The 19,810-nt window shown below is 55.1% G+C and carries 25 protein-coding genes; 1 reads left to right on the top strand and 24 read right to left on the bottom strand.

Features of this window, described 5'->3' with window-relative positions:
* Positions 1-65 precede the first annotated feature (65 nt).
* The gene (locus tag FLS37_RS04410; RefSeq protein WP_198314479.1) at positions 66-614 is read left to right on the top strand and encodes a superoxide dismutase family protein; all 549 of its coding nucleotides are present in this window, start codon (positions 66-68) and stop codon (positions 612-614) included.
* Positions 615-665: 51 nt separating this feature from the next.
* On the opposite strand, the gene FLS37_RS04405 is transcribed toward FLS37_RS04410, so the two are convergent.
* From FLS37_RS04405 to cbiB, 24 genes are all read right to left on the bottom strand, one after another.
* Positions 666-1,379 (bottom strand): ABC transporter ATP-binding protein, encoded by a 714-nt coding sequence (locus tag FLS37_RS04405; protein WP_157314724.1) that lies wholly within the window; start codon positions 1,377-1,379, stop codon positions 666-668.
* Complete coding sequence (locus tag FLS37_RS04400; RefSeq protein WP_157314723.1) at positions 1,376-2,146, bottom strand: ABC transporter ATP-binding protein; 771 nt, start codon at positions 2,144-2,146, stop codon at positions 1,376-1,378. Before FLS37_RS04400 ends, FLS37_RS04405 begins: the two co-directional genes overlap by 4 nt.
* Positions 2,139-3,293: a branched-chain amino acid ABC transporter permease gene (locus FLS37_RS04395; protein WP_157314722.1), complete on the bottom strand. Its 1,155-nt coding sequence runs from the start codon at positions 3,291-3,293 to the stop codon at positions 2,139-2,141. The genes FLS37_RS04400 and FLS37_RS04395 overlap by 8 nt, the downstream gene beginning before the upstream one ends.
* A 15-nt stretch (positions 3,294-3,308) precedes the next feature.
* Positions 3,309-4,238 (bottom strand): branched-chain amino acid ABC transporter permease, encoded by a 930-nt coding sequence (locus FLS37_RS04390; RefSeq protein WP_157314721.1) that lies wholly within the window; start codon positions 4,236-4,238, stop codon positions 3,309-3,311.
* Between the two features lie 445 nt (positions 4,239-4,683).
* Complete coding sequence (locus FLS37_RS04385; protein ID WP_157314720.1) at positions 4,684-5,886, bottom strand: aspartate aminotransferase family protein; 1,203 nt, start codon at positions 5,884-5,886, stop codon at positions 4,684-4,686.
* A 249-nt stretch (positions 5,887-6,135) separates the two neighbouring features.
* A complete protein-coding gene (locus FLS37_RS04380; protein ID WP_157314719.1) occupies positions 6,136-6,516 on the bottom strand; it encodes a hypothetical protein in 381 nt (126 codons plus the stop codon).
* Positions 6,517-6,538: 22 nt separating this feature from the next.
* The gene (locus FLS37_RS04375) at positions 6,539-7,183 is read right to left on the bottom strand and encodes a site-2 protease family protein (protein WP_157314718.1); all 645 of its coding nucleotides are present in this window, start codon (positions 7,181-7,183) and stop codon (positions 6,539-6,541) included.
* An 87-nt stretch (positions 7,184-7,270) separates the two neighbouring features.
* Positions 7,271-7,894, bottom strand: coding sequence for an L-threonylcarbamoyladenylate synthase (locus FLS37_RS04370; protein ID WP_157314717.1), 624 nt, complete (start codon positions 7,892-7,894; stop codon positions 7,271-7,273).
* Between the two features lie 19 nt (positions 7,895-7,913).
* Positions 7,914-8,777, bottom strand: coding sequence for a 3',5'-nucleoside bisphosphate phosphatase (locus tag FLS37_RS04365; RefSeq protein WP_157314716.1), 864 nt, complete (start codon positions 8,775-8,777; stop codon positions 7,914-7,916).
* Positions 8,764-9,057 carry a SemiSWEET transporter gene (locus FLS37_RS04360; protein WP_157314715.1) on the bottom strand — a complete coding sequence of 98 codons (294 nt, stop codon included), beginning with the start codon at positions 9,055-9,057 and terminating at the stop codon, positions 8,764-8,766. Before FLS37_RS04360 ends, FLS37_RS04365 begins: the two co-directional genes overlap by 14 nt.
* Entirely contained in the window at positions 9,054-9,932 is an 879-nt protein-coding gene (gene cysM / locus FLS37_RS04355; protein WP_157314714.1) for a cysteine synthase CysM, read from the bottom strand. Before cysM ends, FLS37_RS04360 begins: the two co-directional genes overlap by 4 nt.
* Positions 9,933-10,074: 142 nt before the next feature.
* Positions 10,075-10,329, bottom strand: a complete 255-nt coding sequence (locus FLS37_RS04350) for a hypothetical protein (RefSeq protein WP_157314713.1) — start codon at positions 10,327-10,329, stop codon at positions 10,075-10,077.
* Entirely contained in the window at positions 10,319-10,708 is a 390-nt protein-coding gene (locus FLS37_RS04345) for a phage holin family protein (protein ID WP_157314712.1), read from the bottom strand. The genes FLS37_RS04350 and FLS37_RS04345 overlap by 11 nt, the downstream gene beginning before the upstream one ends.
* Positions 10,708-11,010 carry a YqjD family protein gene (locus FLS37_RS04340; protein ID WP_157314711.1) on the bottom strand — a complete coding sequence of 101 codons (303 nt, stop codon included), beginning with the start codon at positions 11,008-11,010 and terminating at the stop codon, positions 10,708-10,710. Before FLS37_RS04340 ends, FLS37_RS04345 begins: the two co-directional genes overlap by 1 nt.
* Before the next feature lie 156 nt (positions 11,011-11,166).
* Positions 11,167-11,934, bottom strand: coding sequence for an ABC transporter ATP-binding protein (locus tag FLS37_RS04335; protein ID WP_157314710.1), 768 nt, complete (start codon positions 11,932-11,934; stop codon positions 11,167-11,169).
* Positions 11,931-12,941 (bottom strand): iron ABC transporter permease, encoded by a 1,011-nt coding sequence (locus FLS37_RS04330; protein WP_157314709.1) that lies wholly within the window; start codon positions 12,939-12,941, stop codon positions 11,931-11,933. Before FLS37_RS04330 ends, FLS37_RS04335 begins: the two co-directional genes overlap by 4 nt.
* Entirely contained in the window at positions 12,938-13,804 is an 867-nt protein-coding gene (locus FLS37_RS04325) for a cobalamin-binding protein (protein WP_157314708.1), read from the bottom strand. The genes FLS37_RS04330 and FLS37_RS04325 overlap by 4 nt, the downstream gene beginning before the upstream one ends.
* Positions 13,801-15,108 (bottom strand): cobyrinate a,c-diamide synthase, encoded by a 1,308-nt coding sequence (locus tag FLS37_RS04320; RefSeq protein WP_157314707.1) that lies wholly within the window; start codon positions 15,106-15,108, stop codon positions 13,801-13,803. The genes FLS37_RS04325 and FLS37_RS04320 overlap by 4 nt, the downstream gene beginning before the upstream one ends.
* Positions 15,109-15,612, bottom strand: a complete 504-nt coding sequence (locus FLS37_RS04315) for a DUF2867 domain-containing protein (RefSeq protein WP_157314706.1) — start codon at positions 15,610-15,612, stop codon at positions 15,109-15,111. It abuts the gene before it with no gap.
* A 9-nt stretch (positions 15,613-15,621) separates the two neighbouring features.
* A complete protein-coding gene (locus FLS37_RS04310; protein WP_157314705.1) occupies positions 15,622-16,068 on the bottom strand; it encodes a YiiD C-terminal domain-containing protein in 447 nt (148 codons plus the stop codon).
* Between the two features lie 258 nt (positions 16,069-16,326).
* Positions 16,327-16,929: a cob(I)yrinic acid a,c-diamide adenosyltransferase gene (gene cobO, locus FLS37_RS04305; protein WP_157314704.1), complete on the bottom strand. Its 603-nt coding sequence runs from the start codon at positions 16,927-16,929 to the stop codon at positions 16,327-16,329.
* A complete protein-coding gene (locus FLS37_RS04300; RefSeq protein ID WP_157314703.1) occupies positions 16,926-17,723 on the bottom strand; it encodes an ABC transporter substrate-binding protein in 798 nt (265 codons plus the stop codon). The genes cobO and FLS37_RS04300 overlap by 4 nt, the downstream gene beginning before the upstream one ends.
* A 17-nt stretch (positions 17,724-17,740) precedes the next feature.
* On the bottom strand, positions 17,741-18,772 hold the full coding sequence (gene cobD, locus FLS37_RS04295) for a threonine-phosphate decarboxylase CobD (protein WP_157314702.1): 1,032 nt from the start codon (positions 18,770-18,772) through the stop codon (positions 17,741-17,743).
* Positions 18,773-18,787: 15 nt separating this feature from the next.
* Positions 18,788-19,807, bottom strand: coding sequence for an adenosylcobinamide-phosphate synthase CbiB (cbiB, locus tag FLS37_RS04290; RefSeq protein WP_157314701.1), 1,020 nt, complete (start codon positions 19,805-19,807; stop codon positions 18,788-18,790).
* Between the last annotated feature and the right edge of the window lie 3 nt (positions 19,808-19,810).

The raw sequence follows: 19,810 nt of genomic DNA, 5'->3' as shown, positions 1-19,810 counted from the left end.
CAATGAGGCATTGCGCAATCTGCACGCAAACTTAGGCTTAAACCTCCCCAAGCAGGAGTTGCATCATGATTAAGCCTCTTTGCCTTACATTATTCATCGTATTTCTGGGTGGATGTACAACCCAGACCAGCAGTCATTCCAAAGGAATGATGCAGCATGGGCCCAAATATGGCGCTCATTTTAAATCCGCTCAAGATCAGCAAGTCATGGGCATGCTGATGGTGCACGAAATGAATGGCCATCTAATGCTCAAGGGCAAGATCTCCGGGCTAAAGCCCAATGGCGAACATGGTTTTCACATCCATGAAACCGGCGATTGCAGCAAAATGGACTTTAGTAGTGCTGGCGGGCATTTTAATCCGGGTAAAGTGAAGCATGGTCAGCAAGATAGTGAACATCATCTGGGCGATCTGGCCAACCTGAAAGCCGATGCCAACGGTCGGGTAATGGTGGAGATGATGTTGATGGACTTCAGCCTAAATCCGAAAGCCGATCATTCCATTATTGGGCGGGCTGTTGTTATCCATGCCAACCCGGACGATTACATGAGCCAGCCAGCGGGTAACTCCGGCCCACGGATTGCCTGTGGCGTGATAAGCGAAATGATGAAATAAAAAATGCCACTCCCCGAATACCAGGGAGTGGCATTTTGCTGTGATGCGTTATCACTCACCCAGATAGGCTTGCTGCACTTTCTCGTTCGCCAGCAAGGCCGAAGCTTTGTCGCTAAAAGTGACTTTGCCCGACTCCATCACATAGCCGCGATCTGCGGTTTGCAAGGCAAGCTTGGCATTTTGTTCAACCAGCAGCATGGTGACGCCTTCGGCAGCGATCATTTTGATGATTTCAAAAATCTTCTGCACGATAATCGGCGCCAGCCCCATTGATGGCTCGTCCAGCAAGAGCAGTTTGGGGCGGCTCAGCATGGCGCGGCCAATGGCCACCATTTGCTGCTCGCCACCAGAGAGCGTACCGGCCAGCTGCTTGTAACGCTCTTTCAGGCGCGGAAACAGGTGATAAACGCGTTCCATATCGTGCAGGATGTCGGCTTTATCGTTGCGGCTGTACGCACCCATCAGCAGATTTTCTTCTACCGTCAGGCGGCTGAAAATGCCGCGCCCTTCCGGCACCATCACCAGACCCTGTTTCACATAATCGTGCGCAGCCAGCTTGGTCGTTGATTTGCCATCAAAGACAATCTCACCACCAGCGGGTTTGACCATGCCCATCAGCGTTTTCAGCGTCGTGGTTTTGCCAGCACCATTGGCCCCGATCAGTGCCACCAGCTCGCCTTGCTTAACCTCCAGATCAATCCCTTTCACCGCATGAATGCCACCATAGGCAACTTTCAGATCTTTAACTTCTAATAAGGTACTCATTCGGGCGCAACTCCAAGGTAGGCTTCAATCACGCGTGGATCATTTTTCACTTGCTCTGGCACGCCTTCGGCGATTTTTTTGCCATAATCGAGCACTGCAATCCGGTCACACAGGCCCATCATCAGCTTGACATCGTGCTCGATCAGCAAAATGGTCACGCCATCGGCGCGAATTTTTTCCATCAGCTTTTTCAAGTCGTCGGTTTCTTTCGGGTTCATCCCGGCTGCAGGCTCGTCCAGCGCCAGCAGCGTCGGGTTGGTGGCCAGCGCGCGCGCGATTTCCAGGCGTCGTTGATCACCATACGATAGATTGCGCGCCAGCTCTTCAGCACGGTCGGCAATGCCAACATAGGCCAGCAGGCCTTCGGATTTAAGGCGAATTGCCTCCTCTTCAGCCTTGGCTTTCGGATGGCGCAGCACCGCACCCAGCACGCCGGTTTTGGTGCGGACATGCTGGCCAACCATCACGTTTTCAAGTGTGGTCATATTGGCAAACAGGCGGATATTCTGGAATGTCCGCGCAATCCCCGATTCGACCACCACATTGGGTTTTTTGCGGAACAGGTCTTTGCCTTGGAAGGTAAATTTGCCCTCATCCGGCTGATAAAGCCCGGTCAACACATTAAACAGCGTGGTTTTGCCCGCGCCATTGGGGCCGATCAGGCCATAAATTTCACCTTTGTTGATCGTCAGCCCTACGCCGCTCAGTGCATGCAGGCCACCAAAACGCTTGTTGATCCCTTCAATACTTAACAACACTTCAGTCATGATTGCGCTCCGCATCTTGCAAGCTGTCTTTTTCTTGCAGGGCAATATCTTTGGTTTTCGGTTTCAATTCGGCACGGCGGCGCTTGGAAGGCCACAGACCAGCCGGGCGCACCAGCATGATAACAATCATGGCCAGACCGAAAATCAGCATGCGCAGGTTTTCCGGATCAACGACCCGCTTGCCCGCAATCGCCATTTGCAGCGGATTGATAATGTCGCGCAGCAATTCAGGGGTAATCGACACAATAATCGCCCCAAGAATCACGCCGGGGATATTACCCATCCCGCCGAGCACGACCATGCACAAGACCATGATCGATTCCATCAGCACAAATGATTCTGGCGATACAAAGCCCTGAAAGCTGGCAAACAGCGCACCAGAGACACCACCAAAGCTGGCACCCATTGCAAAAGCGAGCAATTTGACATTGCGCGTATTAATGCCCATGGCATTGGCGGCAATTTCATCCTCGCGGATGGCCACCCAGGCCCGGCCGATACGCGAATTTTGCAAACGGACTGAAACAAAGATGATCAGTACGCAAAACGCCAGAATCAGGTAGTAATACAGATGGATTTTTTCAAAGGTCAGGCCCAAAAACTCGATGGGACGACCAAAGTCATAGCCGCCAATCTGCACCGGATCGATATTATTGATGCCTTGCGGGCCATTGGTGATATTGACCGGGCGGTCCAGATTGTTCATGAAAATACGCACAATCTCGCCAAAACCCAGCGTGACAATCGCCAGATAATCACCGCGCAGTTTGAGCGTGGGCGAACCGAGCAGCACGCCAAAAATCCCAGCGACCACCGCTGCCAGAATCATCATCACCAGAAATGGCGGGTGGCTCAACCAGGCGGGCAAAACAGCCTGCAAGTGCGGCGAATTAAGGATGGCAAACAGGTAAGCACCAACGGCATAAAACGCGATATAGCCCAGATCGAGTAAACCGGCGTAGCCAACAACGATATTGAGCCCCAGCGCCAGCATGATATAGAGCAAGGCAAAATCGACTGCGCGCAGCCATGAATTGCCGTTTTCAAAAAAACCACCCAGCGCCCAAGGCAACACCGCCAGCACAACGGCCAATACCGCCAGCAAGATGGTGTTTTTGCGATTGTTTTCCATTAATAATGCATTCATTGTCGTGATCTCCGGTTAAGCGCGTTCAGCCACACGCTCGCCCAGCAAGCCGGACGGACGGAATACCAGAACAATAATCAGCACGACAAAGGCAAAAATGTCTTTGTAGTGGCTGCCCAAAACACCGCCAGTCAGATCACCCAGGTAACCCGAGCCCAGACTTTCGATAACGCCGAGCAAAATACCGCCCAGTACCGCACCACCGATATTGCCAATCCCGCCCAGCACCGCCGCCGTAAACGCTTTCAGCCCGATCATAAAACCCATATAGGCATGGGCCTGATCGTAATTGGCCGCGACCATCACACCGGCCATGGCACCGAGCGCCGAGCCGATCACAAAGGTCATCGACACAATCGTATTGACGTTCACGCCCATCAGTTTGGCCACTTCCGGGTTTTGTGACGTTGCGCGCATGGCACGACCGAGCTTGGTTTTCTCGATCATAAAGAACAGCCCGCCCATCAATAGCAGCGCCAGCGCGATAATGGCAATCTGCAGATCGGTAATCGCCGCGCCACCGATAATATGCACCTCAGACGGCAGTATTTGCGGGAACGGGCGGTAATTGCGGCCCCAGATCAGCATTGCTGCCTGTTGCAGCACAATTGAAACACCGATTGCGGTAATCAGCGGCGCCAGACGCGGTGCTTTGCGCAAGGGCTGGTAAGCAATCTTTTCGATTGAGTAACCCAGAAACATCGACACCGGAATCGCCATCATCAGGCCGACGAGCAGCAAGGCCGGGCCGGGTAATTGCACGCCAGCGCCGACGAGCAAATTAATGCAGGTAATCGTCACCATCGCGCCAATCATCACAATTTCGCCGTGGGCAAAATTGATCAGCTGCATAATGCCGTACACCATCGTATAGCCCAGTGCAATCAGCGCATAAATGCTGCCGACCACCAGGCCATTAATCAGTTGTTGTAAAAAGATATCCACGCTAGCCACCCTTGAGGAGGTTTATAAGTACGATTCAGCCCAAACTTGTGTTCGTGTGCGTTCGTGCCGACCGTTTTATGTGCAATCCATATCAGATCGATGTGAATTTTACCGTTACAGTTCGGTATTCACGCAAATTACCTGTTTGCTGTTGCGCGGAACACTGTGTTTTTCCCTTACGTGGAAAACCCTTATTGAACTGTCTACCTCAAAATGCATTCGCCACGCGGCAAAAACCGGCCAAAAGTCATAAAAAAACCCGCCATAAAGGCGGGTTCAGGCTGCTAACAAAGTGGGAAATCACTATTTTAAGTCTCGGCAAAGCCGAGCCTAAGAAATAAGGCATTAAATCTGCAGCCTTTATGTTCTATTCCCACCCCTCCCGTCCCCTCCTTGAGGGGAGCCTCGCTTCGCGAGCAGGGTTAATTTACTTCAAACTTCAAACTCAAGCACTCAACGTGGCAAGTGCCAGATCCAGCCGCGCTAGTGCGGTGACGATTTCTTCATCGTTAATCACCAGTGACGGCGCAAAACGCACCACATTGGTGCCTGCCATTAGCACCATCAAGCCCTGTGCAGCAGCCGCGTTGAGTACATCTTTGGCGCGATCCTTATATTGATCCGCCAGCACGCAGCCCATCAGCAAGCCCATGCCGCGCACTGCTTTGAATACGCCGTACTTGGCATTCAGCGCCTCAACGCCTGATTTGAGCTGCTGATGCTTGGCGCGCACCCCGGCCAGCACTTCGGGGGTGTTGATCACTTCGAGCACTGCACCCGCTACCGCGCACGCCAGCGGATTGCCACCGTAAGTGGTGCCATGTGTTCCGGCGACCAGATGCTTGGCGATGTCGGCCGTAGTCAGCATCGCACCGATCGGAAAACCGCCGCCCAGACTCTTGGCGCTAGTCAGAATATCCGGCGTGACCTGATATTCCTGATAAGCAAACAGCGAGCCAGTGCGGCCCATGCCGGTTTGCACTTCGTCAAAAATCAAAAAGGCATTGTGCTGATCGCACAGCTCGCGCACGCCTTGCAAGAAGGCCGGATCGGCTGGCAACACGCCGCCTTCTCCCTGAATCGGCTCGATCACTACACACGCGGTGTTGTCGTTGATCAGTGCCTTGAGGCTATCGAGATTATTGTATTCAAAGTATTCAATCCCCTGCGGTTTCGGGCCAAAGCCGTCGGAATACTTGGGCTGGCCGCCCACGGTGACGGTGAAAAAGGTCCGGCCATGAAAGCTGTTCAGCGTTGAGAGCACCTGATGCTTGTGCTCGCCAAAGCGCTCAATCGCCGCCCGGCGTGCCAATTTGAGCGCCGCTTCGTTGGCTTCGGCACCCGAATTGCAGAAAAACACCTTGTCGGCAAACGTCGCCTCAACCAGCTTTTTGGCCAGCGCCAGCGCTGGCTCGTTGGTAAATACATTGGAAACATGCCATAGCTTATTCGCCTGCTCGGTCAGAGCCTGCACCAGCACCGGATGGCAGTGGCCAAGCGAATTAACGGCAATGCCGCCAGCCAGATCGATGTATTCCTTGTCGTTCTGATCCCAGACCCGGCTACCTGCACCTCGCACGGGTACAAAATCGGCTGGCGCGTAATTGGGAACCATATATTGATCAAAATCGGAGCGGGTCAGAGACATTTTTCATCCTTCAAAGTCAAGAAACAGGGACTCAACAACAGCCCCATCTTAGCAGTTAGCTTTGTGCACAATAAATACCGAAGTAGCGAACTGATTGTTCATCAATAAAAACAATCCGTCGCAAAACCTGGCTTAAATCAATCGCAGTACAATCGAAAAAAATCGGGGTATATTAATCTAGGTCAACCTAGCATTGCCCTAGCTAAATATACCCTGTCAATATTAAAATCCGGCATCAGCACCAGGCCATTATTCTTCCAGATGCGAGCGTGACTGCTTATCTCGCTGCTCGCGCTGCCACGGCTTTTCCGGCGCCGGACGGATCAGATCCGAGCGCGCCAGCAGCATCAGCACGCCGCACAGAATCAGCAAAATCGGTATTTGCACCGAGCGAGCCAGATCATATTGCTGCTGAATAAACGTCGTTACGCCGCCTGCGATCAGCATTGGGCCAACCACCACGGTTGATTTATTAATGCCTTCAAGCAATAAGACCGCCACACCCGAAACCAGCAAGGCCAGAATCACGATCCAGTTCACGCTGGGAAAAATATCCAGCCGGTGCATCAACCAGCCCGAGCCAATCACAATCAAAGCCACAGGCAACCAAATACCGGAACGCTGCTTCATCAGAATAATCTCCTCGATCGCTTTATAAAATCAGCCCGATCAGCCGCATCACCAGATGCATCAAGGGCGCCAGAATCTGCCCCAGCAAGCCGCTAACCAGCAGGCCGATCAGAATCAGAAAGCCATAAGGCTCAATCCGCGACACCTGCGCAGCCTGCTGATTGGGCAACAGGGAAACCAGAATCCGCCCGCCATCGAGTGGTGGCAAAGGCAGAAGATTGAGCACCATCAGAATCACATTGATCTGGATACCGGCCTCGGCCATCAAAGCCAACGGCAGCTGGAACGAGCTACCGTCCATACCGGAGAGCGCAAAGCGGTACACCAGTGCCCAGAGCATGGCCATCACCAGATTAGCCAGCGGCCCAGCCGCCGCCACCCAGCGCATATCACGCTTGGGATTGCGTAGCGCATCAAAATTAACCGGCACCGGTTTGGCATAGCCAAATAGAAAACCGCCGGGCATCAGCAGGCAAATCAGCGGCAACACGATGGTGCCGACCGGATCAATGTGCTTGAGCGGGTTAAACGTCATACGCCCCAACAAAAACGCCGTAGGATCACCCAGCTTTTTCGCCGCATAGGCATGCGCAGCTTCGTGGGCGGTAATCGCAAACAGCACCGGCAAAGCCCAGACGGCAATTTGCTGAATCAGAGTGAGTTCCATTTTTTCCTTTTAGCCAGCGCAGCAAGAAAATCATCAGGGTATTACACTACAGGTCATACTAGATAAAGCCTACAGAGCAATACCCAATTACAAACCAAATGGCGTCAACACGCCCTTGCCTTCGCGCAACACTAGCGGGTAATCATCCGATAAATCAACCACGGTCGTCGGCTCGGTGCCGCAATAACCGCCTTCGATTACCAGATCGACATCACGCTCCAATCGATCACGAATTTCCCATGCGTCGGTCATTGGATATTCTTCACCGGGCAAGAGCAGCGTCGTCGACAACATCGGCTCGCCAAGCTCTTCAAGCAGCGCCAAAGCGACCGGATGATCGGGAACGCGCAAGCCGACGGTCTGCTTTTTCGGATGCCAGACGCGACGCGGCACTTCCTTGGTGGCCTGCAAAATAAAGGTGTAGCTGCCCGGTGTCGCCGCCTTGAGCATCCGGAAAGTACGGTTATCCACCTTGGCATAGCTGCCCAATTGCGACAAATCGCTACAGGCCAGCGTGAAATGATGCTTGTCGTCGAGCGAGCGAATGCGGCGAATGCGCTCCAGCCCGTCTTTGTTGTCGAGCGAGCAACCGAGCGCATAGCATGAATCGGTCGGGTAAACGACCAAACCGCCACCACGAACGATGTCGGCCGCCTGCTTGATCAGGCGCGCTTGCGGGGTTTCGGCGTGAATTGAGAAAAATTGTGACATGGTTTCTTCTGTAGTTGATTTAGTTTGCGGCAGGAATCGGCTTCAAATCGGGCGCCCAGCGCGTCCAGACTGGCTCACAGCCGATCGGTAAGTCAGCGTTCACTCCCGGCTCGCGGGCGCCTTCGCCGGTGGCGTGATAATCGCTGCCGCTCGAGCATAAATAACCGAACTCTTTGGCCAGATGATTAAAACGCCCGACGTCGGCGTGGCCGTGGCTGCCGGATACGACTTCAATGGCTTCGCCGCCCAGGCGTTTGAATTCGGTGAGCAACACGCGCATTGTTTCATTGCCCATATCGTAACGCCCCGGATGTGCGAGCACCGCAACGCCGCCTGCGCCGCGTATCCAGTCAATTGCATCGTGCAGGCGCGCCCATTCGTGTTCGACAAAGCCGGGCTTGCCGCGCACCATGAATTTTTTAAACACCGATTTCATGTCTTTGCAGCGGCCGGTTTCGATCAGAAAGCGCGCAAAATGCGAGCGGCTAATCATTTCGGGGTTATCGGCGTGACGCCGCGCGCCTTCCAGTATGCCTTCGATGCCGAGTTTTTCCAGTGCCGCCGCCATGCGTTCGGCGCGCTCGATCCGGCCTGATCGCACATACGCCAGGCCTTCGAGTAGCGCCGGATTATTGGCGTCAAAACCCAGGCCGACGATGTGCAGCGTGTGCTTGCCCCAGCTGACCGAGATTTCAACGCCATTGATAAAGGGCATGCCCAGTTCATCAGCAGTGGCTTTGGCCATCGCCAGCCCGCGCGTGTCGTCGTGATCGGTCAGCGCGAATAATTGGCAACCACGCGCGTGCGCCTTGCGCACGACTTCATCGGGCGGCAACAGGCCGTCGGAAATATTGGAATGGCAATGCAGGTCAACGGGCGTCATGACCTTCCTTTTTATCGCGGCGATCAAAAATCACTTTCATCACCAGCACGGCACCAGCCAGGATCAAAGTGACAGTATTGGCCAGATACACAGGCGCAGAGCCAACTAGCAGCCCATACCCCAGCCACATGGCAACACCGGCGACAAATATCGCATACATGCCCAGCGAAATATCCTTGGCCGATTTGCTTTTCCACACCTGCCAGACTTGCGGCACAAATGAAATCGTCGTCAATGTCCCAGCCAGCAGGCCGAGCAATTCAATGGCGGCCGGGGTCATGCGGGAAACACCCCGGTGGACAGGTAACGATCACCCCGATCGCACACAATGCTAACAATCACTGCGTTTTCCAGCGTGCTGGATAAGTGCAGCGCGGCAGCCAGTGCGCCGCCCGATGAAATACCGGCGAAGATGCCTTCCTCGCGCGCCAGACGGCGGGTCATTTCTTCGGCCTCGGCTTGCCCCACTTCCAGCACCTGATCAATCAGCGAGAAATCGCAAATTTTGGGCACATACTCGGCTGGCCATTTGCGGATACCCGGAATTTGCGCGCCATCGCCGGGCTGAACGCCGACGATCTGAATGGCCGGATTTTGCTCTTTCAGATAGCGGCGCGTGCCCATGATTGTGCCAGTGGTGCCCATGCTGGAGACAAAATGCGTGATCGTGCCTTCGGTATCGCGCCAGATTTCAGGGCCGGTGGTTTCATAATGCGCCAGCGGATTATCGGGGTTGGCAAACTGGTCCAGAATCAGCCCCTGCCCAGCCTTGGCCATCGCTTCGGCCTGGTCGCGGGCTTGTTCCATCCCCTCGGTTAGAATCACCTGCGCACCGTAGGCTTTCATCGTTTGAATGCGCTCGATACTGGAATTTTTAGGCAGCAACAGCACCATGCGGTAACCCATCATGGCCGCAGCCATCGCCAGCGCAATGCCGGTATTGCCGCTGGTGGCTTCGATCAGCGTATCGCCAGGCTTGATGGTGCCGCGATGCTCGGCATGCGTAATCATTGATAATGCAGGACGGTCTTTCACCGAGCCGGCCGGATTATTGCCTTCCAGCTTGAGCAAAATGGTATTCGAGGTATGGCCGGGCAAACGCTTGAGCTTGACCAGCGGGGTATTTCCGACAAAATCTTCCAGATACTTGTACATGCAGCAATCACTCCCTAGGTCGCATGATTATACGCATCCGCGACCAATTCGGTACTAGGGGCTGTTGAGGTTTGGTTTGCATTTACAAACCAAACCTCAACAGCCCCAGCGAATTAGGAGTTTGCAGTGCAATCTTGCCGCGCTATTTGCCGCGCAGCAACTTGGCGACCGAAATAATGACCCCAAGTAGCTTCAGACTTTTGACCGCCCGTGATAGCGCTGGCGAGAAATGGGATAGCACCGCCAGCAGCGTGGAAACCGAGCGCCAGCGGGCAAACACGCCACCAGCCTGCGGCTGTGTTGATTCGCGCAAAATGGTTTCCAGCTGCATACGGTGCAGCTGCGAGCGATACAGCAGATGCAGTTTTTTCTGCTCACGCGAATGATTAATCAGCATGAGGGGCTCCGGATGATTTGAGCTTGGCCAGCGCAAGCTCCAGCAATTGCTTATCCTGCGCAAACTCTGCTGCCGTCAGTGCAAACGGGGCACTGGCCATTTCCAGCAACTGGCGTGCCTTGCGCCAGGCCAGCCATCCCACCAGCGCAAACATCAGCGCCAGCAGCAAACACACCCAGATGCGGTACACCCAGAAACCGAATAGCAGCGACAGGCTCAGAAAGCTCATCGCCATGAGCAGAGCAAAAGCCACCGTCATCGCCAGACCAGCCAGCAGCGCAGCCCGATCCACCTCGTCGCGCAACTCCAGGCCGAGCAAAGCAAAGCGGGCGGCAATCAAGCCACCCACCGCTTCACGCAAGGATTGAGCCAAAGCCATTAGCGGCGCGCCACCAGAAAGCCAACCAGCAAGCCCACCGCCGCACCAATCCCGACCGCCTGCCACGGATGATTATGCACATATTCATCGGTTTGTTTGGCCGCCACTTTGGCTTTTTCCAGCGCATTGCCTTCAAGCTCGAGCAAACGGTGCTTGGCACCACGCAGGCGATCAGCGATTTTGGCATACAGTACCTTGGCCTCTTCACCCTGCGCATTGGCCGCCGCTTCGATCAGCTGTGCGGTTTCTTTTAGTGCATCTTTGGTTTCATCGATCAGTACGGAATCCAGTTTTTCAGACATCTTGTCGCCCCTCAGGATTGGAAAGAATGGAAAATCTCAGACCCATGTCAGCGATGCGACATGCAAGTTGAAATTCATCTTATCAATACATGCTGCACTTGCACAGTAAATATGCCACACCCTGACAAATACCCGGCACTGAGTGCATTTACAGTTTCAGTGCATAGGAACAAACCAACACATCCCCCCCTGCTCAATCACCGATACAGGATGATGGTATAGCTTGCTAAGACAATCTGTATTTAGCACTTCATTCAATACCCCTGCTTGCCATTCCCCGTTACCAAACAACAGCAAGGCGTGCGTGGCAAATTGGGCTGCGTGGTTCGGGTCGTGGCTGACCATCACAATACTGCGCCCTGCCGCCCGTTCAGTGCGCAGCACTTGCAAGGCTTGTTGCTGATGGCGCAAATCAAGCTGCGACAAGGGTTCATCCAGCAACAGCAACGGCGCTTGTTGCGTCAGCGCGGTAGCCAAAGCGACCCGACGGCGCTCGCCACCCGACAGGCTGGCCAAATCGCGTTTGTCAAAACCGCGTAAATCCAGCCGTGCCAATTGCGCCAGTGCAAGCGCCAAATCATGCTCGCCCTCCCATTCCCAGCGCGATAAATGCGGGTGGCGGCCGGTGAGCGTTTTTTCCAGCACCGTCAGTGGAAACGGGCATTCGTCGTGCTGCGTTTGCCATGCCACAGATTTGGCGCGCTGAGCGGGTGCCACTTCAGGTAAAGACTGACCATTGAGTAAAATTTGCCCGTGCAGCGGCTTAAACCAACCCGCCAAGGCCGAGAGCAGCGTACTTTTGCCGCAGCCGTTTTCACCGAGCACGATCCACGCTTCGCCCGCGCCGATCTGTAAGCTTAAATCGTCGATCAACAGCCGCTCGCCTTGTTTGAGACTGAGGTTTTTGACTTGCAATAAACTCATCGTCGGCCTCGGTGTGATAGCAAATACAAAAACACCGGCACACCAAGCAAGGCCATCACGACGCCGACTGGCAATTGCTGTGGCGCAATCAGCGTGCGCGCCAAGATATCGGCCAGCAGCAGCACAATGCCACCCGCCAGCGCAGCCGCCGGTAGTAGCAGACGCAAATCCTGCCCGATGATCAGCCGCAATGCGTGCGGCACAATGAGGCCGACAAAACCGATCATTCCTGCGGTGGTCACCGCCAGCGCACACGCCAGCGCAGCGGCGAAATATAAAATCCAGCGCAGGGTATTATGGTTTAAGCCTAATGAATATGCGGCCTCTGAACCCATACCCATGATGTTTAGCTCACGCGCCAAGGGCCACAGCAGCACCAGCAATATCGCCAGCAGCGCTAAGGCGCTTTGCCAGTGCGCGCCAGCCAGATCGCCCATCAACCAGAAAATCATGCCACGCAGCAAACCATCGGGCGCCATGCTCAGCAGCAAAGACGACAGCGCGCCGCAAAACGCCGCCAGCGCCACGCCGGTTAGCAACAATCGCGTTTGCGTGGAGGAATGGTCGCTACCTGCGAGCAGAAACACAATGATGATACTGATCAGCGCACCACTGCCCGCCGCCAGATTAACGCCCAAAGTACCCACCCCCAGTAATAGCGCCAATAGCGCACCCACACTGGCGCCGCCGGAAGTACCCAGGATGTAGGGATCGGCCAAGGGGTTGCGCAGCAGCACTTGTTGCAAGGTACCCGCCAGCGCGAGCAAGCCGCCGACGGCAATCGCCGCCAACGTGCGTGGCAGGCGTAGCTCTAGCACCACATCGCGCGCCAGCGCCGCTTCATCCGCCCCCCCCCACAATTGCCACGGACGATAATTGGTCGAGCCAAAACACAGGCTGGCGGTCACTGCGAGCAGCAGTAGTAGTGCAAGCAGACCCATGGTGGCAGCGACTTTGCTCGGGATTAAACGGGCGGTGCCAAGCGCTGCGGGAATCACAACGCTCATCGACGCGCCTTCTCCAGTGCTTCGCACATCGCCTTGCCGCCTTCAACCAGGCGCGGCCCCATGCGATTCACGCTGTCTTTAGGCAAGATATAAAACTGATTATTTTGCGTGGCTTTCAGGTTTTTCCATTTTTTCCAGCCCGCTAGCCAATCGGTTTTAACACCCGGCTCGCCGCTAGTCATGATGACATCGGGGTTGGCCGCCAGCACCGCTTCCACGTCAACTTTGGGCGTTAAATCGCTTTGCGTGCCAAACACATTCACACCGCCACAGATGCGCATCACATCGGAAATAATCTGCGTGTTATTAATCGTCATCAGCGGCCTATCCCAAATCTGATAAAACACGCGCACCGGTTTGCGGCCGGCGTAGGTTTTCTCCAGCACCGAGAGCTGATCGCGGTATTGCTTGGCCGCTTTGCCCGCGCCCGCTTGCAGCGCCGTCATTTCACCCATGCGCTCGAGCACCGTGGGCACGTCGGCCATTTTTTTCGAAAAAGTTAAAAACACCGGAAAACCCAGCGCCTTGATTTGGTCGAGCTGACGCTGCGGGTTGCCGGTCGCCCAGCCGATAATCAAATCAGGTTTCAGCGCGCGGATGCGCTCCAGATCAAAACCGTTGTAGCCGCCGATGCGCTCGATTTGATTGGCTTCAGGCGGGTAATCGCTGTAGTTCACCGCGCCCACAATCAGCTTGCCCGCGCCGATGGCGAACAAGTCTTCCGTCACATGCGGCGCCAAGCTGATAATGCGCTTGGCTGGTTGGGCCAAAGTGATCGTGTTGCCGACGTCGTCTTTGACGGTGATCGCGGCATTCGCCGTCACGCTGGCGAGCAAAACGCACGCCGCAATTGCAAACTTCATACTGCAACTCCAAACAAGGCAGCGCTGGCCGCCGGATTACTCATCAACCACGCGTGAATATACGATGCCCGTATATACCCATGCTCGTATAGTGCCTCACCATTAGACCCTAAGCGACATGGCGAGCCATACCCCACAGGGGTGATTTCTGTACTTAAGGTTGAATAATGAAAAGTGTGGCCGCGAATTTCACCAGCCGCGTCTGCGGTCAGATTAAAACTTTGCGAGCCTAAAGCCGCCAAGCGTTGCTGCATCGTCGCCTGCGCAGGCAGCAAGCCCCACATCGCTTTAACACTGCCGTCGAGCAAAGTCAGCGACTCGCACAGCGCCAACATGCCGCCGCATTCAGCCCAGATTGGCTTCTTGTCCGCCAAATGCGCGGTTAAATCGGCGCGAATTGTTGGATGCGCGACCAAGGTATCGGCATGCAATTCAGGGTAGCCGCCGGGCAAGTAAATCGCATCGCACTCGGGCAAGGCTTCGTGCGCGATTGGTGAGAAGAATTTTAATTCTGCACCCAGCATTTCCAAGCAACGCAAATTGGCTGGATAAATAAAGCAAAACGCCGCGTCGCGCGCGATGGCGATGCGCTTACCTGCCAATAAGGGCTTAATTTCTGTCGCTACAGGCGCAGCCATTTCAATCGGATTGGCTAATTGAGCGATGGGTTGATTTGCTAACGCGTCGGCAATCGCATCAAGCTTGGCGGCGAGATCGGGAATTTCTTCGGGCAGCGCCAAGCCTAAATGACGTTCTGGCAAAGGTTCTACTTTACCAACCCAACCCATCCAGTGTTCAGACTTGGCCGACTCTTTGAGCATCTGCGCATGGCGCTCGCCCGCCACTTTATTGGCCAGCACCCCATAAAATGGCAAATCGGCGCGGTAATTCGCCAAGCCAAACGCCAGTGCGCCAAAAGTTTGCGCCATCGCGCCCGCGTCGATCACCGCCAGTACCGGCAAGCCAAATTTCACCGCCAAATCCGCCGTACTCGGCTCGCCATCAAACAGGCCCATCACCGATTCGATCAACACCACATCGAAATCGCGCGCAGCTTCGGCGAGCATCTGACGGCACAGGTCTTCTCCGACTAACCATAAATCCAGATTATCGACCGGCGAGCCGCTAGCAAAACCGAGCAATAGCGGGTCGAGAAAATCCGGCCCGCATTTAAACACTTTAACGCGCTTGCCTTGGCGGCGATACAGCCATGCCAAGCCTGCGGTAATGGTGGTTTTGCCCGAGCCGGATGAGGGCGCGGCGATCAGCAGAATATGGGCGCTACTTTGATTTTGTTGCGACATTTATTGTCCAAGTTTAGCCAGCGTGGCTGGCGCAATCAGTTTATGCATCGGGCCAACGAACAGCATATACACCCGCCCTAGCCAATTGTGTTGATGAACAACTGTTGTGATGGCTATTGCGCGCCGCTCTGAGGTGGCGATGCGTTGTACAGCCAGCTGCACGCGTAGATGCTTGTCGACATCGCTCAGCACCAGCTCGTTCTGCGCAATCGAAACAATCGTAAAAATCCCGAGCCGCTCGCCAACCCGATACTCAGCGAGTGGTTTTTGCTGCTCCAGATCTCCCAAAGTGCCTAAATCCTTCAGCCCTAGCAACTTCACGATGCGATTGCGCAAACTCATCATCGCGTTCACCCAAGCTGGCGTTTGCTGCACCATTTGCACAAAGGCCGCCAAGGCCGATTCGGGCAAAGGATCAACTGCCACCCAATGCGAATCGGCAAAGTCGGCGTTATGGTAAGTTGCACTGATGGCACTATCTTGCGGTAAAGCTTGCTCTGGCATCACACACTCCTAGTTATGAATCACATACTGACCACGAAACTTCACCGCCACGCCCTGCTGCGTGACGATCTGCACGTCGAGCGCAATCCGCCCGCGCCCTTTGCGATTAAATAGCTTTAGGCAGCGGTCAAAATCGGCATCGCTAGGCAATTCGCAGCGCGCGTTGATCGTTTCAACCACTGGCAGCAGGTATTCAATCTGTGCATCCTGAATCACGATATGCGCGTGCAGACCTGCTGCGTGTAGCCGCGCAAACACCATACTCCAACCCGCCAACACTGCCACCGCGTACAAGCTGCCACCGAATGCCGTGCATTTATGGTTGATGTTTGGCGCGAGCGGAGCGGCTAGCTCGATGAGTTTCGGGTTGGCGGTGATGACTGTGATACCTATTTCGCGCGTTAGCGGGATTTCTTCGTGCAGTGTTTTTTCCAGTAGCTGTGCTAATTCGCTCATTCGATTTAATTACCCAGCAATTTTTAGTGCCTTCGGCACGGCTATTTTCAGTCGCAATCCGCGACGGGGACTTCCTTTCTTTGCTTCGCCAAAGAAAGGAAGCATTGAGCGGCGACCCGGGCGAAAAGCGCTCCGCGCTGCCCTTGCCGCGTCGTGAGCCAAACGATGAAACTGTTTGTCTCTCTCCTTGCTGCGGTTTTCGCTACACGGGAGATGAAGCCCCAAATCAACCAGCGCATTTCGTATTGAAGTGTATTCTCACCATTCCAAGCCTTTTTGTGCGCGAATACCGGCCTTGTACGCATGTTTTTCATCGTTCAATTCGGTAATCGTGTCGGCAATCTCGCGCAATTCTGGCACTGCCGCGCGGCCGGTGACGACGACGTGTTGCATTTCGGGACGAGATTCAATGTCGCGAATCACGGTGGCTTTATCCAAATAGCCGTACGATAGGCAATAGGTAAGCTCGTCGAGCACGACCACGTCGTAGCTTGGATCGTTCAGCATTTTGGCGGCCAGCGCCCAGGCTTGTTCTGACTTGGCTTTATCAGATTCGAAGTTTTGCGTTTCCCACGTAAAACCATCGCCCATCACATGCCAGTCGCAATGTTTACCGAGCAGCGCTTCTTCGCCGGTGTCGGTGCGGTTTTTAATAAATTGCACCACGCCTACTTTCATGCCATGGCCGATGCTGCGCGCGACCATACCAAAGGCCGACGATGATTTACCTTTGCCGTTACCGGTGAGCAAAATCATGATGCCGGTGTCGATATTCGCCTCGGCGATGTGGGCGTCGATAATGGCTTTTTTACGCGCCATGCGCGCGGCGTGGCGTTCGTTGCGGGTGGTTTCTTGGCTCATGGCGTTATATTCCGGTTATATGATTGAATAAATGACTGGATCAAGGGCAAACCGCGCGTAATCGCGGTAATGCCGGGTACCAGCAGATCTTCGCTGGCGATTTCAAATACTTGGTGCTGTGCGATGGCAGGAATAGCTTGCCAGCCTGCCCGCTGCTGCACCGCTTGCGTGTCAAACTTTTGCCCGCACCAGCTACCCAAAATCAGCTCGGGCGCGGCGGCAATCACCTGCTCAGGCGTCACAGTGCGATCTGCCGCGCGCACCGCGTGCGAGACATCGGTAAAGACATCAACACCGCCAGCAATCTCGATCAGCTCGGATACCCAACGAATACCGGTGTACAGCGGCGTGTGCCATTCTTCGAAATACACTTTGGGGCGGTGCGTAAAGGTCGCGGCGACAAAGCGGGCATTGTCAAGCTGGCTTTGCAGCTGGGCGATCAATGTTTCAGCTCGTTCGCTGCAATCGAGAAGCAGGCCCAGCGTGCTGATCATATTGAAAATGCCCGCGATGGATTTCTGATTGAAAAAATGCACTTCAAAACCGGCCAGAATGCACTCTTTGACCATTTCACCTTGCAAGCTGGAATACGCCAGAATCAGATCGGGCTGAACGGCGAAGATTTTCTCGGCTTTGGCACTCGAAAAGCCGCAAATAATCGGGTGATTTTTGGTGACGCCTGCCGGATGGCGCGCAAAAGCGGTAATGCCAGCGATGCGATGCTGCTGACCAAGTGCGTACAGCACTTCGACGGTTTCACTACTCAAACAGGCAATGCGTTGCGGGCCTTTCATTGATACTTCCTTGTGATTTAGACGACTTGGCTGGCTGCGAGGCGCAGGCGCTGTGCAAACGTCGCGCGTTGCTCAACTGCAAGCGCGCCAAAGCGGATTGCATCCAGACCAATATCCAGGGTATTAAATGGGCGGGCATATATTCTGTTGCTTGCCAGTGCATACCCCCACTGATCAATCGCTTGCACCGGGCAAAACTGCATTAGCGGATGGCTACCGCTTGGCGGCAAGCCGACCTCAGTGAGCAAAGCGGCCAGCCATGCGGCATCGGCGGCCAAACGAGCGCGCTGCGCCGCCTGCCAGCTGTGATCAGCCAAGGCCAATTGCCCGGCCCATAGCGCGGGGCCGCTGACATTCCACGGCCCGATTTGCTGCACGAGTCGTTCACGCAGTGCCGCGTGGGCAAAGACAAAGCCCAGCCGTACACCGGCCAGGCCAAAAAATTTGCCCACCGAGCGCAGCACAATCAGCCCTTCTCGCTCAGCATCCGCGCATAAACTCTGCGCGCCCACGCCATCACAGTCGCCATCAATCGCATCGATAAATGCTTCGTCAACAATCAACCAGCCCCCACGCGCGGCCAAGGTTTGGTGTAAGGCCAATAGGGTCTCGCGTGACCAAATCAGCCCATCGGGATTATTTGGATTCACCAACACCAGCACATCCAAATGCTGGGCGGCGTATTCGACTTCGTTTGGATTGAGCGACACCACCGTGTGACCAGCCAATTGCCAGCGCCACGAATGTTCGGCGTACGAGGCGCGCAACACGCCAACTTTACCTGCGCTGCGCAACGTCGGCAGTGCTGCAATCGCGGCTTGCGAGCCGGCGACGGGCAAAAATACGCGACTACCGTAATAGTGGGCAACAACTTGTTCAAACTCGGCAGTGGGGTGTGGCAGACGCTGGACGACGTTGACCGGCAGATTGGGCAGCGGGTAGCTATACGGCGCAATGCCGGTTGAGCAATCGATCCAATCGGCCAGTGTGCCGCCAAAATTGGCCATCAAAGTGCGTAAATTGCCGCCGTGTCGTGGTGCGCTATGCATGAATTTCCCTTTCCATCAGCTGATCGCATGGGCGATGAGCAGCAAGACTACGCAAGATAGCAGCCACAAAGCCAGCGTTTTTTGCACCAGTACGATGCTGCGGGCAATATCGGCTGCTTGCGGTACAGGCCCGGCACCCAAATCGGTGCGCTGCTCGATCTGCCCGTGGTAAATCGCATTGCCACCCAGCATAATGCCCAAGGCGCCCGCCCCCGCTGCCATCACCGGCCCGGCATTCGGGCTATCCCAGCGGGGAGCCTGGCTGCGCCAGCATTGCCATGCAGTACGAGTCTGGCCGAGCACGGTGTAGGACAAGGCGGTTAGGCGCGCCGGAATAAAATTGAGCACATCATCAAGCCGCGCGGCGCAGCGACCAAAACAATTCAAACGCGGCGTGCGATAACCCCACATGGCATCCAGCGTATTAGCCAGCCGATGCACAATCGCGCCCATCCCGCCGAGCAGCATAAACCAGAACAAGGTTGAGAAAATCGCGTCAGCGCCGTTTTCCAGATTGGATTCGATCGCGCCCTTGGCGATCTCGGTTTCATTAAGCTGGCTGCAATCGCGGCTCACTATCATGCTCAGCGCCAGGCGCGCAGCGGGTAGATCGTTGGCCAGGAGTGGCGTCGCAATTGCACGCACATGTGCGAGCAGGCTATTGGCCCCCAGCGCAAACCACAGCGCCCCGCCATTGAGCAGCACAAGGCCGATTAAATTGGCGTTCAAGGTAGCGCTTAAGATAGCGGCCTCGCTGCCGAGTAAATGCGGCTGAATATACTGCAGGTACAGAGTGTGAATAACCCAATAAATACCACAGGGTATTGCCAGCAAGAGCAGCACAGACAAAAACCCCATGGCAATACCCATGGATGTATTGTATCGCCAAGGAGGGTTAAGGCGCTGCTCCAGCCATTTCGCCCACCGGCCAAACCCCACCAGCGGGTGAAAACGGCGCGGCTCGCCGACGCACCACTCCAGCGCCAGCCCGAAGGCCAGCGCCAGCAGTAGTATCAGTGGCGAGCACAGCAACATCGC

The organism is Chitinibacter sp. GC72 (assembly GCF_009760905.1).
Lineage (GTDB): Bacteria > Pseudomonadota > Gammaproteobacteria > Burkholderiales > Chitinibacteraceae > Chitinibacter.
The sequence above is the reverse complement of the archived record's forward strand: the minus strand, read 5'-3'. Positions and strand labels throughout refer to the sequence as shown.